Genomic DNA, 14,800 nt, shown 5'->3' with positions numbered 1-14,800 from the left:
ATCTTGTTGCTGTCATTTCTGCGACGCAGCGTAGTCGGTATATCGCCGAAAGACAAATGGCCAAATGGCAGCAAAGTCGCGCGGAGAGGTGCGGAGAGGTGCGGATTATCGCTTGACCCAAAATCGGAACTCGGGCAAGCATCAGCCCTGATGGTTCCCTCTGGTTCGCCGAGGGATGAAAAGGGAATACGGTGAGGTTGCCAATCGGCACCGAGTCCGTGACTGCCCCCGCAACTGTAAGCGGTGAGCGACGCCAATTGTCCACTGACCCTAATAGGTCGGGAAGGATGGCCAAGCTACGACCCGCAAGTCAGGAGACCTACCATCCAATATTCAACCAACCCGGGGCGGGGCGTCCTGGAAGGAGGCTCTATGACACGTCCTGGACGTGATGACATTACTGGCACCTTCTGTTCGCGCTTGGCCACAAGCGGAGTGGGCCATGCCGAACAATCCTGATCATTTTCTTCTAATTTGCGAAACCTGCGAAGGCTCTGACCGGGCAGCTTCACTGCGAGATGCGCTGGAAGCCAAGCTTCCAACCGGCTTTGGCATCCGTAATGTCTCCTGCATGGCCGGTTGCAGCCGACCCGCGACGGTCGGGTTTCAAGCATTAGACAAGGCGCAGTACCTTTTCGGTGACATCCAATCGGATCAGGATGTGGACGCATTGGCCGAATTTGCGCATCAGTACCACAACAGCGACCACGGCTGGACCAAAGCAACAAATCGCCCCCCCGCCCTTCTTGAAAAAACCCTATCGCGTCTTCCGCCGCTCAAGCTGGAGGCCAGCGCATGACTTGCGGGACCTTTCTAGAGGCGCGCGCGCTGGAGTATTACGCCCTGAACGGCGACGTTTTGCTCAAAGACGTCAATTTCGAATTGGATGAGGGGGCTATTCTGGCAATTGCTGGCCCTAACGGCGCGGGCAAGACAACGTTGCTGAATTTATTGTGCGGTGCCGAAGAGATCGTGCTGGGGGACGTTCTGGTAAAGGGACGCAGCCTTCGACGGCTTTCGGCTATGGACCGAGCCCGAATGATTGCCGTGGTCAGCCAGCAGGAATCTCCTGACGGGCGCTTGTTTCTGCGCGACTATGTGGCCCTTGGACAAATCCCGATCCATGCTGATCGATCAGCCGCAGAGCATTCTTTGGAACTGGATCGCATCCTGAACCTGACCAGTCTGGACACGCTCGCCGACAAGCGGATGGCAGTATTGTCGGGTGGCGAACGTCAGCGCGCGCATATTGCGCGGGCGTTGGCCCAAAACCCTTCCCTGTTGTTTCTGGATGAACCGACGAACCATCTGGACCCTGACGCCAAGGGACGGATGCTATCGCTGGTGGCAGAGCTTGGCATAACGGTGGTCATGATTGTCCATGACCTGGTCATGATACCGGAATTCGCCACTCACGTCGCTTTGATGAAGTCCACGCGCCTTACTGGTTTCGGACCGGTGCACGAGGTGCTGACTCCCGAAAGGGTCCGTGAAACGTTTGGTGTCGATTACCTGAGCTTTCAACACGAAGGCCGTGTGATCCCGGCACTGGATATTCGAAGAACCACTATCTCAAATTAGGGAACCCAAGATGAAGAAAACACTCTGGTGCGCGGCACTGATCAGCGGCGTTGCAAGCAGCGCAGCGGCGCATGAGATCACCGTAGACAACTGCGGCGAACCTTTAGTGTTCGAAACTCAGCCCGAACGGCTGGTTGTGCACGATATGAACATGACCGATATGGCCTTTGCGTTGGGCCTGCAGGACAAGATCGTTGGTCTGACCGGTATCACCGGCTGGTACAAAACCAGCCCGGAATTTGACACTCTGCGTGGCGACATCCCGGAACTTGCTCCCAAGTATCCGACAGTTGAAAATCTGGTCGCAGTCGAACCCGACCTTTTCTTTGCGGGCTGGTACTATGGCATGAAGCCGGGTGGAGACGTGACCCCGGACACGCTTGCGCCTTTCGGCATCAAAACGATGATCCTGACCGAAAGCTGCGTGCATCTGGACAAGGAACGCCCCGAAGCCAGCATGGATCTGCTGTTCAACGACGTCCTTCGCCTGGGCAAAGTCATGCACGTTGAAGACAAGGCAGAAGAGCTGGTTTCTGGCTGGCAAGAAGAACTGTCCGCGATCGAGGCGCAGACCGCCGACCTACCCAAACCCCGCGTTTTCCTGCTGGACGGCCCCGCCGACGCGCCATTTACGGCCGGTAAGTTCGCCATTCCTGACGCAATGATTTCCGCCGCTGGTGGCGAGAACGTCACCCATGACATGGACACCAGCTGGGGGCGATCCTCGTGGGAGGCTGTCGCCGCTTCGAACCCCGAATTCCTGGTTTTGCTGGACTATCAGACCGGAAATGGCGCCGCCGATACATTCCAGTTCTTGCAGGATCACCCGGTGATGTCTCAGACGGACGCGGTCAAGAACGAACGCTGGATCGGTCTGCGCTACGAAGAACTGACCCCCGGCCCGGCAAATATCGAAGCCATTTCGAAAATGGCCAAGGCCATGCACCCGGGCTTGAACTGATATGGGCCGACTTGGCCTGACACTCTTGCTGGGGGCGGCTGTACTGGCCGCCCTTTTGCTGATTTCGACTATCTACGGAACCACATCCATACCGGCCTCGGACGCACTGTCCGCCGTTTTGTTGGGTACTGGAGTGGTGGATGGAGAGATGTCCCCGCTCCACCGTATCGTGTTTGACCTGCGGCTGCCGCGCGCGCTGTTTGCGGCCGTGATTGGGGCCGGGCTGGGCATCGTCGGTGTTGTCCTGCAAACGACAACGCGTAATGATCTGGCGGACCCGTTTCTGTTCGGCCTGTCCTCTGGAGCGGCAGCAGGGGCGGTCTTCGTCATCACGGTGACTGGCGATGTGCTGGGCTTTTGGACCCTGCCGCTGGCGGCTTTTTTTGGGGGGCTTGTGGCATCAGGCATAGTGCTGGCGCTTGTTCACGGCCTGCGCACAAGCGCGCCCGAGAAACTGATCCTTGCAGGGCTTGCAGTTTCGTTCCTGTTTTCCGCGATTACCAATTACCTCATTTTTGCCGGCGACAGCCGTGCGGCCCATTCTGTCATTTTCTGGATGCTGGGAGGTTTGGGTCTTGCAAGGTGGGAGACATTCCCACTTGTCTGCGCCGGATTGGTGTTGATCCTGGCCTATGCGATGTATCGCAGCCGCTGGCTTGATGCGCTGCTGACCGGTGATCTAACCGCTACCACTTTGGGGGTGCCTGTTCAGGGTTTGCGGTTCCGGATGTTTTTTGTCGCAGCACTTGCGACCGCCGTTTTTGTGTCCGTGGCGGGTGTGATCGGGTTTGTCGGCTTGATGGTCCCCCATATCGCACGAGGTATCGCCGGGCCATTGCACAGTCAGCTTGTACCAACTGCCGCCATTGTCGGCGCAGCTTTGCTGACGGGTTCGGACATCCTCAGCCGTCTGTTGCTTGCTCCGCAAGAGCTGCCAGTTGGCATTGTCACGACGTCGCTGGGCTCGGTATTTGTCTTTCTTCTGCTGATCCGGACCGCCCGACCGCGGCGGTGACCACAATAGATTGCTTTAGCACGAAAAATTAAAGCTTCCTAAATGACTAATATTTTATAGTCAAAATGACCTAAATCAAAAAAGGCTCCCACGGATCGCGGTATGCGATACACTCGATTTCAGGAATCGAGTGTAGCCAGGTCGCATGCAATGCAACAACTGACCAGCCGACGCGCGTTTCTAAGCGCAAGGATCAGACCAGAGGACGGCACTGTTGCCAGGCCTCCGGGCTCAGTCGATCTGTGCTTTACAGAATTGTGCAGCAAGTGCGGTGAATGCGCAGAGACCTGCCCCGAAGATGCAATCACCGTCGGAGCAGACGGGTATCCTCGGTTCCAACCCACCGACAATCCCTGCACGTTTTGCGGCGATTGCGCTCAGGTTTGCCCAACCGAAGCATTAAATATTGACCGTTTGGCGGAGTGGTCATGGCGCGCCGCGCTTAAAGTGGACAATTGTTTATCAATGAACGGCGTCAGTTGCCGCATCTGCCAAGACAACTGCGAGCAAAACGCAATCCGCTTCAAACTGATGACCGGTGGGCGCGCAGAACCTGCGCTGGACTTTGACACCTGCAATGGCTGCGGGATTTGCCCAAGCTTATGCCCCGCCGATGCCATTGCGCTGGAACGCCAACCTCAACCACAAATGGAAGCCAAACAATGAACATCTGCGGTTGTCTTGCCCACGTCGCACCTAATCACACCGATGCGGCTGCACGGGTGATGAAGAATACACCTGGCGTCGAAATTCACGCTGAAACGGAAGATGGCCGATTTGTTGTTGTCGTCGAAGACACTCCAACCCGCCTTGCATCCGAAACCATCATGGATCTGCACCAGATCCCAGGCGTCATCTCATTGACCCTGACTTATCACCATTTCGAGGATCTCGCGGACGCCCATCCGCAGCCCGATGCCCCAAGCCCAACCACCAGCCGGAGGCCCACGCTATGACACATTCTGAATCTCGCCGGACTTTTCTAAAGGCCTCTGCGGCCGCAGCAACGGCTTCTGCCGCTGGTATCCCGCTGGCTGCGGGTGAAGCCAAAGCTCAGGCCGGGGTACCGGATATCCGCTGGGACAAAGCGGCCTGCCGGTTCTGCGGCACTGGCTGCTCAGTTCTGGTCGGCACAAAAGAAGGCCGTGTGGTCGCGACACAAGGTGACCCCGACGCACCTGTGAACCGAGGGCTGAATTGCATCAAGGGCTACTTCCTGTCCAAGATCATGTACGGCAAAGATCGCCTGACCACGCCTCTGTTGCGCAAGACCAACGGCGTATACGACAAGAACGGTGAGTTCGAGCCCGTCAGCTGGGACGAAGCCTTCGATGTCATGGCCGCGAAATGGAAAGAAGCGCTGGCCAAGAAAGGCCCAACCAGCGTTGGCATGTTCGGATCCGGTCAATGGACGGTTTGGGAAGGCTATGCGGCCTCCAAACTTATGAAAGCCGGGTTCCGGTCGAACAACATCGACCCCAATGCGCGGCACTGCATGGCCTCAGCCGTTGTCGGCTTTATGCGCACCTTCGGCATTGATGAGCCGATGGGATGCTATGATGACTTCGAGCACGCAGATACCTTCGTTCTGTGGGGCTCGAACATGGCTGAGATGCACCCGATCCTGTGGTCGCGCTTGACAGATACGCGCCTGACCAAACCGGGCTGCGAAGTGCACGTGCTGTCGACCTTCGAACATCGCTCGTTCGAACTGGCCGACAACGGCATCGTGTTTGAACCTCAGACCGATCTGGCAATCCTGAACTATATTGCCAACTACATCATCCAGAACAACGCGGTGAATGAGTATTTCGTCAGAAATCACGTCAACATCACCAAAACCGCCACAGACATCGGTTATGGCTTGCGCGAGACCAATCCGCTGCAGCAGGACGCCGCAAACCCGGACTCGGGCAAGCTCGAAAGCATCAGCTTTGAAGAATACGCCGAAGCGGTTGCGCCCTACACGCTGGAATACACCTCTGAACTGTCAGGTGTTCCGGCGGACAAGCTGGAGAAACTCGCGCAGCAGTACGCCGACCCGACCCGCAAGGTCATGAGCCTTTGGACCATGGGCTTCAACCAGCATACCCGCGGGTCTTGGGTGAACTCGCTGATGTACAACGTGCACCTGTTGGTCGGCAAAATTTCCGAACCCGGCAACTCACCCTTCTCGCTGACCGGTCAGCCTTCGGCCTGTGGCACGGCGCGTGAGGTAGGAACCTTTGCCCACCGTTTGCCGGCAGACATGGTGGTTGCGAATGATGAGCATCGCCAGATTTGCGAAACCGCCTGGAACATTCCTGAAGGCACCATTCCGCCCAAGCCAGGCTTCCACGCCGTGTTGCAGCACCGCAAACTGAAGGATGGCGAACTGAACGCCTATTGGGTTCAGTGCAACAACAACATGCAGGCCGCGCCCAACATCAACGAAGAAGGCTATCCCGGTTACCGCAACCCCGAGAACTTCATCACAGTATCGGATCCCTATCCAACGGTGACCGCAGTTTCAGCCGACCTGATCCTGCCCACGGCCATGTGGGTCGAAAAAGAAGGCGCGTATGGCAACGCTGAACGTCGCACCCAGTTCTGGCGCCAACAGGTGCAGGCACCGGGTGAGGCCAAGTCCGACCTGTGGCAATTGATGGAATTCTCCAAACGCTTCACCGTCGAAGAAGTCTGGGGCGAAGAACTACTGGCCAAGATGCCAGAACATCGCGGCAAGACCATGTTCGACGTGCTGTACGCCAACGGCAAAGTCGACCAGTTCCCGTTGTCTGAAACGGCGGAGGGCTTCCACAATGACGACGCCGAACATTTCGGGTTTTACGTTCAGAAAGGTTTGTTCGAAGAATACGCCGATTTCGGACGCGGCCATGCGCACGACCTTGCACCGTTCGAGATGTATCACGAGGCCCGCGGAATGCGCTGGCCCGTCGTTGACGGAAAGGAAACGCTTTATCGCTTCCGCGAGGGGTACGACCCCTACGTGCCCGAAGGCTCGGACGTTAAGTTCTATGGTCACAAGGACGGAAAAGCCAAGATCATCTTTGCCCCCTACGAGCCCGCTGCCGAGGAGCCAGATGAGGAATTCGATCTGTGGCTGTCCACCGGTCGTGTGCTGGAACACTGGCATTCGGGTTCGATGACCCGCCGCGTGCCCGAACTGCATCGCGCGTTTCCGTCAGCCGTTGTCTACATGCACCCGGAGGACGCCAAGGATCGCGGTCTGCGCCGTGGGCAAGAGATCGTACTCTCCACCCGCCGGGGCGAGGTCACCAGCCGGGTCGAGACCCGTGGCCGCAATAAGGTACCGCGTGGATTGGTGTTCATGCCGTGGTTCGACGAGCATCAGCTCACCAACAAGCTGACACTGGACGCAACTTGCCCGCTGTCGAAAGAGACCGACTACAAGAAATGCGCCTGCAAGGTCGAGCGCGCGTAACGGACAAGCGAGGCAAAGGTCGTCCCCATGCCCTTTGAAGGTAAACCTCTTTCGCCGCAAAGGCGTCGCTTCCTGCAGGATGCGGCGCGTGCGTCGGGTGGCTGCGTGGTTGCCGGGTCATTGTTGGCCTGGCTTGCGCGCGATGCTCGCGCATTGCCGGCCGAGGCATTACGCCCCCCCGGCGCATTACCGGAAAGGGAATTTCTGTCCGCTTGCATCCGCTGTGGTCTGTGTGTGCGAGACTGCCCTTACGACACATTGAAATTGGCAGAACTCGGTGTGGATGCAGTCGCAACTGGGACTCCTTATTTCACAGCAAGGGATGTGCCATGCGAAATGTGCGACGACATCCCATGCGTTGCTGCATGCCCCACTGGAGCTTTGGATCCGTCTCTCGATAATATCGACGATGCTAAAATGGGCGTCGCTGTTCTTGTCGATCAGGAAAACTGTCTGAACTTCCTAGGTCTGCGCTGCGATGTCTGTTACCGGGTTTGTCCGGTAATTGATGAGGCGATCACGCTGGAAACGGCCCACAACGAACGCTCAGGCCATCATGCGATGTTCATCCCGACCGTTCACGCCGATCGCTGCACAGGTTGCGGTATGTGCGAAAAAAGCTGTGTGCTGCCCGAGGCTGCGATCAAAGTCCTGCCTGCCCGTCTGGCGCGCGGCAGCAGTGCCGATCACTACCGCAAAGGCTGGGAAGAAAAGGAGGCCAAAGGCGGTCCCCTTGTCGAAGGCATCATCGACCTGCCAGACCGCTTGCCAGGACCAGGCACCGACAATCTTGCCGCCCCGGGCGGTTTCACACCCTCATATGAATTGCCGGGGGTCGGGCAATGAGTGCGCGCACACACTTGCCGGTCGGAACGGAGGCCATCCAGCAAAAGGGGTGGGCAGGCGCTCACAAGTACCTGCTGCTGCGCCGTGCCAGCCAACTGTTCTTTTTGGCCTTGTTTCTGCTGGGACCGTGGTTCGGGATCTGGATCGTTGAGGGTACGCTTGCCGGGTCTTTAACGCTGGGCGTGTTGCCGCTGACGGACCCATTTATCTTATTGCAAAGCGCGATCGCCGGGCATTGGCCTGCATGGACAGCGCTGTTAGGCGGGGTGATCGTTCTGGTTGCCTACGCTCTGATTGGTGGACGCGTCTATTGTTCGTGGGTTTGCCCGATCAACCCGGTTACCGATGCGGCCAACTGGTTGCATAGACGCTTGGACCTGCCAAAAGGATGGCAGCCCAAGCGCGGCACCCGCCTTTGGATTTTAGCCACTGTCCTGATCGTCTCGGGCCTAACAGGCGTGATCGCATGGGAGCTGGTCAACCCGATTACCATGCTGCATCGCGGGCTGATTTTCGGCGCCGGGTTCGTGTGGGCCATGATCGTCGCCATCTTTGTGTTCGACCTGTTTGTTTCGCGGCACGGCTGGTGCGGTCATGTTTGTCCGGTTGGTGCTTTTTATAGTCTAGTTGGTGCCAAAGGATTGCTGAGGATCAGCGCCTCGAACCGGGCAGCTTGCGATGATTGCATGGATTGCTATGCCGTTTGCCCTGAAAGCCAGGTCATATCCCCTGCGCTTAAGGGCGGCCCAAATTCAACGCCTCTGATCCTGTCTCCAGACTGCACCACCTGCGGTCGCTGCATCGACGTATGCGCAGTCGACGTTTTCAAATTTACTCACCGGTTCGACGACAAGATCGCCGCACCTACCGATCCAGTTCCCGCGCCCGATCCGCGCGCAGCCAGACCTATCTGAGGGAGTGCCAAGATGAACAAGCCAACCCGAACAGGCCTTACAGCCCTTATCCCCGTTTTGCTTTTGGGCGGGTTCGCCCTTGCGCAATCAGCTCAGGTAGAATCCCTGCGGGGGGCCGATGTGGATGAACTGATCCCCTTGGAACAGATCCATAAGAACGTCGAAGGGCGCATGCAACGCAACTATCGCCAGCAGCCACCGCTGATTCCGCACTCGATCGAGCAATACCAGATAGATACGCGCACCAATCAGTGTCTGTCCTGTCACGATTGGACCAAAGCCGGGGAACGCAATGCGCCAACCCTATCGATGACGCACTATCTGGATCGCGACGGCAACGAATTGGATCACATCGCAGGCACCCGTTACTTCTGCAACCAGTGTCATGTTCCGCAAGCGGACGCACCACCGTTGGTCGAAAACGTCTTTCAGCCGTCCTCGGGCAATTAATCCAACGCAAGAATGAAAGGAGCACCGATATGGCAGACTCTCCTGAAAAACGCGGTTGGATTGGCCGCCTCTGGAACTGGATCTGGACCCCGGCGGTTGCCTTTAGCTCGGGCTTTCTGATCCTTGCAGGCTTTCTGGCTGGCATCCTTTTCTGGGGCGGCTTCCACTGGACGCTTGAACTGACCAACACCGAAGAGTTCTGTACCTCGTGCCACACGATGGAGACCAATCTGGGTGAGTACCGTGAGACGATCCACTACAACAACCATTCTGGCGTGCGGGCCATCTGCTCGGATTGTCACGTACCACATGAATGGAACCACAAGATCAAAGCCAAGATCATGGCGGTCAAAGATGTCTATCACGAGCTCGCAGGCACAATCAGCACGCCGGAAAAATATGAAGAGCATCGTCTGAGCATGGCGACTGCCGTCTGGAAGAAGATGAAAGCATCCGACAGCCGCGAGTGCCGGAACTGCCATAACTTCGACTATATGGATTTCACGTTGCAAGAAGCTCGCGCCGCCTCTGAACACCAGCGCGCCATTGATGAAAACATGACCTGTATCGATTGCCACCAGGGCATCGCCCACAGCCTGCCGCCCGGATATCAGGAGCGTTATCAGGAAGTGACCGAAACCCTTGCCAGCAAAAAGCAAGATAGGTTGCAACAACAAGCCGCAGCTGACGGAGATGACATCAAATCATTTCTGAGCACACGGGCAGACTGAAAAGGGGCACGACATGCTGGAAATACTGGGAACAATCGGTGCCAATATCATCAGTCTGCCGGGTATTCTTGGGCTGGCATTGGGAATGATGACGCGTCGAATTTGGCTTGGCGCATTAATGGGCGGCATTGTCGGAATACTGACGACAGTGATCTTCGCACATGGTTCATTTGCTGCGGCCGGCACATTTGAACTGTTGGTCGCAATTGTCATCGGTCTTTGCGCCGGTAGCGTTGGGTCAGTCATCCGCATTAAGGGGGCAACGGTCTGATGCCGACGGCCACCTGAGCGGCCGCAAACATGCTTGGCGGCGCTTCACCGAAAATGTTCAGGAAACGCGACAAACGATATGAATTCAGTAGTATAACCTTGTTATAGCCTTTGGGCTTGTTGTGGTGGTCGTTGAAAAAGGCCGCTGTGAAGGAGGACAGGTATGCTGCGAACACGACAATTTGGGTCTTTCTTAACCTGTGTGTTTGCAGCTGCTATCGCACTTTTTCTAGCCAATCAGAGCATTGCTCAGTCAGAAACGACCGGGTCCGGCGCGATGGTGGAAACTTCGGGATGGCCCAAGGTTCAAGATATCCTGAACCACCGCTGCGTGGTGTGCCACAGTTGTTATGACGCACCCTGCCAACTGAAGCTGACATCGCCCGCCGGCCTGTTGCGAGGTGCGAGTAAAGAGGCGGTATACCACACCGAACGACTAGAAGATGCACAACCAACTCGGCTTGGCATTGACGCGCAAACAGTTGCCGGATGGCGGGCTCTTGGGTTTTACTCTGTTCTTCCGTCTTCCAAAGTGGCCGGCGAAGGTGGAACAGTGTTGGAACGTTACCTTCAGCTTGGCAGGCAAGCACCACTGACAGCTAACGCACCTGTCCCAACCGAACTTGGATTGTCGATTGATAGGCCACTGGCCTGCCCTACTACACAGGAATTCGATGCCTTTAGCACCGCAAACCCAAAAGCGGGAATGCCCTATGCAACAGCTCCGCTTAGCGACAATGAATACCAGGTACTAATGGCGTGGATCCAAAACGGTGCGCCATTACCATGGGGCGCACCGGAAATCCCCGAAGACACCCAAAATCAAATCGCTGCGTGGGAGGCTTTTCTGAACACCCCCGACCTGCGCCATCAATTGATGAGCAGGTATCTTTACGAGCATCTGTTCTTGGCGCGCCTGCACTTTCCAAACGGTAATCCAAGGCAGTTCTTTCAGCTTGTGCGGTCCGCCAGTCCACCAGGGTCAAAGATCGATATAATCGCAACACGCCGCCCTTTCGATGATCCCGGCGCAGAGCCATTCTACTATCGCCTGCAGCCATTCGAAGAGACGATCGTACACAAAGATCATCTGGTTTACAGTATCGGTCCGGATCGTCTGGCGCGATACCAACAGCTATTTCTAGATCCGGAGTGGTCTGTCACTGAATTGCCAGCGTACGGAGAAGATGAAGGCGGCAACCCGTTCAGTACATTTGCCGTGATACCGGCCCGCAGCCGCTATCAGTTTCTTTTGGACGACGCGTTGTTTTTTGTTCGCAGCTTTATCCGCGGCCCGGTTTGTCACGGCGAAACCGCGGTGGACGTGATCGAAGACCGGTTCTGGGTTAGCTTCCTTGATCCGGATGCCGATCTGTCCGTTACAGATCCCAGCTTTTTGGCCGAAGGGGCTTCCTTTCTTGAATTGCCCGTGGGCGAGTTAGACGGAAGGTTCTTGGGAGATATTCAGGGGATGTCCCACGAAAACCAGATCAAATATCTTGAGTTTCGGGATGCTCGATATGGCGACAGCGCAGCGCACAAAAAAGGGTTTGGATATGATGCGATCTGGGATGGCGGGGGCACCAACCCTCAAGCCTTAATTACCGTGTTCCGTCACTTCGACAACGCCTCTGCTATGACCGGGTTTCACGGCGGCATCCCCGAAACCGGATGGGTCATCGATTTTCCGGTTTTCGAGCGTATCTACTATGACCTTGTTGCCGGTTACGACGTCTTCGGCCGTGTTGAACATCAGCTTTCAACTCGTTTGTACATGGACGAGTTGCGGATGGAGAGTGAAGACAACTTTCTGAACTTCATGCCACGTGGCGATAGACAAAAGATGCACAAAACCTGGTACCAAGGAGCGCTGGCCGAATTGCACACCTATTGGCACCGGCGGCGCGTCGATGACAGTTTTCCGACTAGTATTGGTTTTGAAACAGACACACCTAGGCAAGAGTTTCTTTTGGAACTTCTCAATCGCGGCGGCGGTCTTTGGGCCACCGAGGACCCGATCAACAGATGCAACGAGGACGACTGCCCGAGTGGCAATTCAGCGCTAGATGGCGACCTGCGCGAACTTGCGAACCAAACCGGCGAATGGGTCAAGTATCTGCCTGATGTATCCCTGCTTTTGGTGGAAAACGATGACGGTTCCACAGCCCTATTTTCGCTGCTCCACGACAAGGCCCACTACAATGTGGCGTTCCTGTTCGAAGAAAAAGATCGCAGGAACCCACAAGCCGACGTCCTGACCATCCTGCCGGGCGTGATCGGAAGCTATACGAATTTTTACTTTCGGCTGCGACAAGACGAAGTGGCGTCATTTGCAAACGACCTCAAATCAGTGCGGTCACAGCTGGAATGGGTCGATTTCGTAGCCTCTTATGGGCTGCGCCGGACGAGTCCGGACTTCTGGAAAACAAGCGATCAAGTGATGGCCATGTTTCTAACAAGCAACCCTGTTCAAGCAGGGGTGCTCGACCTGAACCGCTACAAAGATCCGCGATCCGATGGTGATCCCGAAAACAACTAAGCCGAACCATTGAGAAATAGGCCCCGACCTGTCCATTCAACACGCCATCGCTCAACAACATTGATACGTTGTTGAGCTGCCTGTGCTGGGGCCTTCGGCAACACGATGCGTATAGCAAAGACAGACTAAACTGCCCTGCCCCTGTCGGTCGGACGACTGGATCTACTTGTAGGTTGTTGCACCGTGATAACTGCTGACCGCTGGCGTTCCCAGGGAAGGGAATGTCACCATGAAAGTGTCGTTTTGCAGGACCTTCCCTTTATTCCCGCTCATTTCATAGTATGTTGTTATACGACCAGTGAGCGTCACAACGCCCCCGTCTTCTCGAGGACCTAGCACTTTGAAGGCCTAGCCTGTTTCTTTATATACTTCCACGTAATGTTGATACTCTTCAGGTTTTCAGCATCGATGTATTGCTTCAGATCTTGGGGGCTGTAGGCAATCTTTTCTTTAGGATAGGCTTTTTCAAAATCATAACCGCTTGCCGCTTTGGCATCGGGCAAGAACATATCGATTGCCGCGTCATATTTTTCGTTGATCATATTGGTACAAAACGCTTCGACCAATGACCGGGCCTGCGTGAGGTTATCGGAATAAACTGCATTAGCAGCAAGCACAGCGCAAACGGGCGATGCAGCCAGTTTTACAAAAACCATTTTGACCCCGCAGGCTTTCAAATTTGACAATAAAAAGAAAATAAGAACTCCATCGGCCATTGGCAAACGGCGGAAGACCTTGCCATCATCCCGTACAGAGGAGGAAAACGGATCCAACCGCGCAGGTGAATAGCGGAGCGTCAGGGTAGCGGTCTGTGCTTTACTTTTCACCCGTGAGGTAACCGATAAGGCGCTTTAGGCTCAGCGCAATATCTTCGGCGGTGATTGGCGCTCCGGCTATGCTTTGCTGGATGTAGTACCGATAAGCGCCATCCAGCATCACATAGATTTCTACACCACGCACATCGTTGACGGCGAATTTGCTTCCGAGTTCGTCACAAATTGCGACAAACCGAGCCTCGACGTCAGCAACCCTCTGCCTGAGCAGGCTATCGAACATAGCCTGATTGCGAATGTCATACCAAAGCCTGTGCAAATGGGCATAGTTTATGATCGAATGGGCAAACAGCTCAATATAGGCGCTGCGCGCCTCATTCGGGCTTATATCTGCATCAAGAATCTCGTTTAGCTGTGAAGTAAAACGATCGACCGACAGATCGACGCAATACAACAGCAATCCCTCTTTCTCAGGAAAGTAGTATTGTATCTTGCCCAGCGAAACGCCGGTTGATGCTGCAATATCCCGCAAAGTGATGTTTGCGTATCCGGCCCGCGCAATTGTTGTGATCGCGTTCTCTGCCAGTTCGCGACGCTTCTGTTCTCGGTTCCTGTCGCGCTGTTTGGCACGATTCTCTGTCACATCTTTTGTCATCTGCCTCTCTTAGCGCGATTCCCGCAGAATGTGAGTAGGAGCGTGGTGGTGTGGGAACTGGTGCAAAGTACTGAAAATGCGCAGTTTGCCACGAAAGAAAATTGCAATTCATACGTACAATACAAACGTATTGAAAAGATGTCATCCATGTGCAACAAATAATTGTCATAACCGACAAACAAGCCAGCCAAAAGCGAGCAGTAGGCGCAAATCGATGATCAATCCAGCGCACATCAGGATCATTGGCAGGGACCAAGCACGACGACTTGGCCCCAAGCGCTCGGGTTCGCCTGGAGTCGGCCGAGCACAATCAAGCACAACGCTCACCAAAGTCATCTAAGCAACGGGGAGGTGTCAGCCCAGAACTACTCGCACCGCAATAATAATACCCAAAACCCGGCCTAAGACTGGGTTGCAATAAACATCAGGGACAATGAAAAAACGCGCAATCGGCCAGTTCGCCGAACAAATTGGTATTGCCTGTCGCCTGTTAGCCCACTTATGGGGCGCAGCCGGGCATTCAGAAGGACGACACACTCCAAAGTCGCATGTAATTGCGACGTCTTCGCTTTGCGCACCTCCCTACTGCAACACAAACAGCACCAAAAGCCGGATAGGCA

At 55.5% G+C, this 14,800-nt stretch carries 15 protein-coding genes, 1 pseudogene and 1 riboswitch; of the genes and pseudogenes, 14 read left to right on the top strand and 2 right to left on the bottom strand.

Annotation, left to right across the window (positions count from 1 at the left end; all coding sequences use genetic code 11):
- The first annotated feature begins 134 nt into the window (after nt 1–134).
- Nucleotides 135–341: riboswitch (cobalamin riboswitch) on the top strand.
- Between the two features lie 101 nt (nt 342–442).
- From GOW92_RS08510 to GOW92_RS08450, 14 genes and pseudogenes are all read left to right on the top strand, one after another.
- Entirely contained in the window at nt 443–799 is a 357-nt protein-coding gene (locus GOW92_RS08510) for a DUF1636 family protein (protein ID WP_170559854.1), read from the top strand.
- The gene (locus GOW92_RS08505) at nt 796–1,581 is read left to right on the top strand and encodes an ABC transporter ATP-binding protein (protein ID WP_170559852.1); all 786 of its coding nucleotides are present in this window, start codon (nt 796–798) and stop codon (nt 1,579–1,581) included. The genes GOW92_RS08510 and GOW92_RS08505 overlap by 4 nt, the downstream gene beginning before the upstream one ends.
- A 10-nt stretch (nt 1,582–1,591) precedes the next feature.
- Entirely contained in the window at nt 1,592–2,542 is a 951-nt protein-coding gene (locus GOW92_RS08500) for an ABC transporter substrate-binding protein (protein ID WP_170559850.1), read from the top strand.
- 1 nt (nt 2,543) lies between these two features.
- A complete protein-coding gene (locus GOW92_RS08495; protein WP_170559848.1) occupies nt 2,544–3,557 on the top strand; it encodes a FecCD family ABC transporter permease in 1,014 nt (337 codons plus the stop codon).
- Between the two features lie 102 nt (nt 3,558–3,659).
- A pseudogene (locus GOW92_RS24885) lies at nt 3,660–3,959 on the top strand (4Fe-4S binding protein); the annotation flags it as partial.
- A gap of 63 nt (nt 3,960–4,022) precedes the next feature.
- Nucleotides 4,023–4,223: a 4Fe-4S dicluster domain-containing protein gene (locus tag GOW92_RS24880; protein WP_254452988.1), complete on the top strand. Its 201-nt coding sequence runs from the start codon at nt 4,023–4,025 to the stop codon at nt 4,221–4,223.
- On the top strand, nt 4,220–4,513 hold the full coding sequence (locus GOW92_RS08485) for a chaperone NapD (protein ID WP_170559844.1): 294 nt from the start codon (nt 4,220–4,222) through the stop codon (nt 4,511–4,513). The genes GOW92_RS24880 and GOW92_RS08485 overlap by 4 nt, the downstream gene beginning before the upstream one ends.
- Complete coding sequence (gene napA / locus GOW92_RS08480; protein WP_170559842.1) at nt 4,510–7,002, top strand: nitrate reductase catalytic subunit NapA; 2,493 nt, start codon at nt 4,510–4,512, stop codon at nt 7,000–7,002. The genes GOW92_RS08485 and napA overlap by 4 nt, the downstream gene beginning before the upstream one ends.
- A 27-nt stretch (nt 7,003–7,029) precedes the next feature.
- Nucleotides 7,030–7,848 (top strand): ferredoxin-type protein NapG, encoded by an 819-nt coding sequence (gene napG / locus GOW92_RS08475; RefSeq protein WP_170559840.1) that lies wholly within the window; start codon nt 7,030–7,032, stop codon nt 7,846–7,848.
- Nucleotides 7,845–8,762, top strand: coding sequence for a quinol dehydrogenase ferredoxin subunit NapH (gene napH / locus GOW92_RS08470; protein ID WP_170559837.1), 918 nt, complete (start codon nt 7,845–7,847; stop codon nt 8,760–8,762). The genes napG and napH overlap by 4 nt, the downstream gene beginning before the upstream one ends.
- A 12-nt stretch (nt 8,763–8,774) precedes the next feature.
- On the top strand, nt 8,775–9,212 hold the full coding sequence (locus GOW92_RS08465; protein WP_170559834.1) for a nitrate reductase cytochrome c-type subunit: 438 nt from the start codon (nt 8,775–8,777) through the stop codon (nt 9,210–9,212).
- Nucleotides 9,213–9,241: 29 nt separating this feature from the next.
- Complete coding sequence (locus GOW92_RS08460; RefSeq protein ID WP_170559832.1) at nt 9,242–9,943, top strand: NapC/NirT family cytochrome c; 702 nt, start codon at nt 9,242–9,244, stop codon at nt 9,941–9,943.
- A gap of 13 nt (nt 9,944–9,956) precedes the next feature.
- Nucleotides 9,957–10,214 carry a hypothetical protein gene (locus tag GOW92_RS08455; RefSeq protein WP_170559829.1) on the top strand — a complete coding sequence of 86 codons (258 nt, stop codon included), beginning with the start codon at nt 9,957–9,959 and terminating at the stop codon, nt 10,212–10,214.
- Nucleotides 10,215–10,376: 162 nt separating this feature from the next.
- A complete protein-coding gene (locus GOW92_RS08450) occupies nt 10,377–12,752 on the top strand; it encodes a fatty acid cis/trans isomerase (RefSeq protein ID WP_254452958.1) in 2,376 nt (791 codons plus the stop codon).
- 332 nt (nt 12,753–13,084) lie between these two features.
- Here GOW92_RS08450 and GOW92_RS08445 read toward each other — a convergent pair whose 3' ends face one another.
- Both GOW92_RS08445 and GOW92_RS08440 read right to left on the bottom strand, forming a co-directional pair.
- Nucleotides 13,085–13,579, bottom strand: a complete 495-nt coding sequence (locus tag GOW92_RS08445; protein WP_170559827.1) for a hypothetical protein — start codon at nt 13,577–13,579, stop codon at nt 13,085–13,087.
- Nucleotides 13,569–14,180 carry a TetR/AcrR family transcriptional regulator gene (locus tag GOW92_RS08440; protein ID WP_170559825.1) on the bottom strand — a complete coding sequence of 204 codons (612 nt, stop codon included), beginning with the start codon at nt 14,178–14,180 and terminating at the stop codon, nt 13,569–13,571. The genes GOW92_RS08445 and GOW92_RS08440 overlap by 11 nt, the downstream gene beginning before the upstream one ends.
- Nucleotides 14,181–14,800 lie beyond the last annotated feature (620 nt).

The organism is Ruegeria atlantica, from assembly GCF_013032505.1.
Taxonomy (GTDB): Bacteria; Pseudomonadota; Alphaproteobacteria; order Rhodobacterales; family Rhodobacteraceae; genus Ruegeria; species Ruegeria atlantica_F.
The sequence above is the reverse complement of the archived record's forward strand: the minus strand, read 5'-3'. Positions and strand labels throughout refer to the sequence as shown.

Bases quoted from the DNA above. Each gene is read 5' to 3' on its own strand.
- GOW92_RS08510 (WP_170559854.1), top strand. From the start codon at position 443: ATGCCGAACAATCCTGATCATTTTCTTCTAATTTGCGAAACCTGCGAA.
- napA (WP_170559842.1), top strand. From the start codon at position 4,510: ATGACACATTCTGAATCTCGCCGGACTTTTCTAAAGGCCTCTGCGGCC.
- GOW92_RS08455 (WP_170559829.1), top strand. From the start codon at position 9,957: ATGCTGGAAATACTGGGAACAATCGGTGCCAATATCATCAGTCTGCCG.
- napG (WP_170559840.1), top strand. From the start codon at position 7,030: ATGCCCTTTGAAGGTAAACCTCTTTCGCCGCAAAGGCGTCGCTTCCTG.
- GOW92_RS08440 (WP_170559825.1), bottom strand. From the start codon at position 14,180: ATGACAAAAGATGTGACAGAGAATCGTGCCAAACAGCGCGACAGGAAC.
- GOW92_RS08465 (WP_170559834.1), top strand. From the start codon at position 8,775: ATGAACAAGCCAACCCGAACAGGCCTTACAGCCCTTATCCCCGTTTTG.
- GOW92_RS08485 (WP_170559844.1), top strand. From the start codon at position 4,220: ATGAACATCTGCGGTTGTCTTGCCCACGTCGCACCTAATCACACCGAT.
- GOW92_RS08460 (WP_170559832.1), top strand. From the start codon at position 9,242: ATGGCAGACTCTCCTGAAAAACGCGGTTGGATTGGCCGCCTCTGGAAC.
- GOW92_RS24880 (WP_254452988.1), top strand. From the start codon at position 4,023: ATGAACGGCGTCAGTTGCCGCATCTGCCAAGACAACTGCGAGCAAAAC.
- napH (WP_170559837.1), top strand. From the start codon at position 7,845: ATGAGTGCGCGCACACACTTGCCGGTCGGAACGGAGGCCATCCAGCAA.
- GOW92_RS08505 (WP_170559852.1), top strand. From the start codon at position 796: ATGACTTGCGGGACCTTTCTAGAGGCGCGCGCGCTGGAGTATTACGCC.
- GOW92_RS08495 (WP_170559848.1), top strand. From the start codon at position 2,544: ATGGGCCGACTTGGCCTGACACTCTTGCTGGGGGCGGCTGTACTGGCC.
- GOW92_RS08500 (WP_170559850.1), top strand. From the start codon at position 1,592: ATGAAGAAAACACTCTGGTGCGCGGCACTGATCAGCGGCGTTGCAAGC.
- GOW92_RS08450 (WP_254452958.1), top strand. From the start codon at position 10,377: ATGCTGCGAACACGACAATTTGGGTCTTTCTTAACCTGTGTGTTTGCA.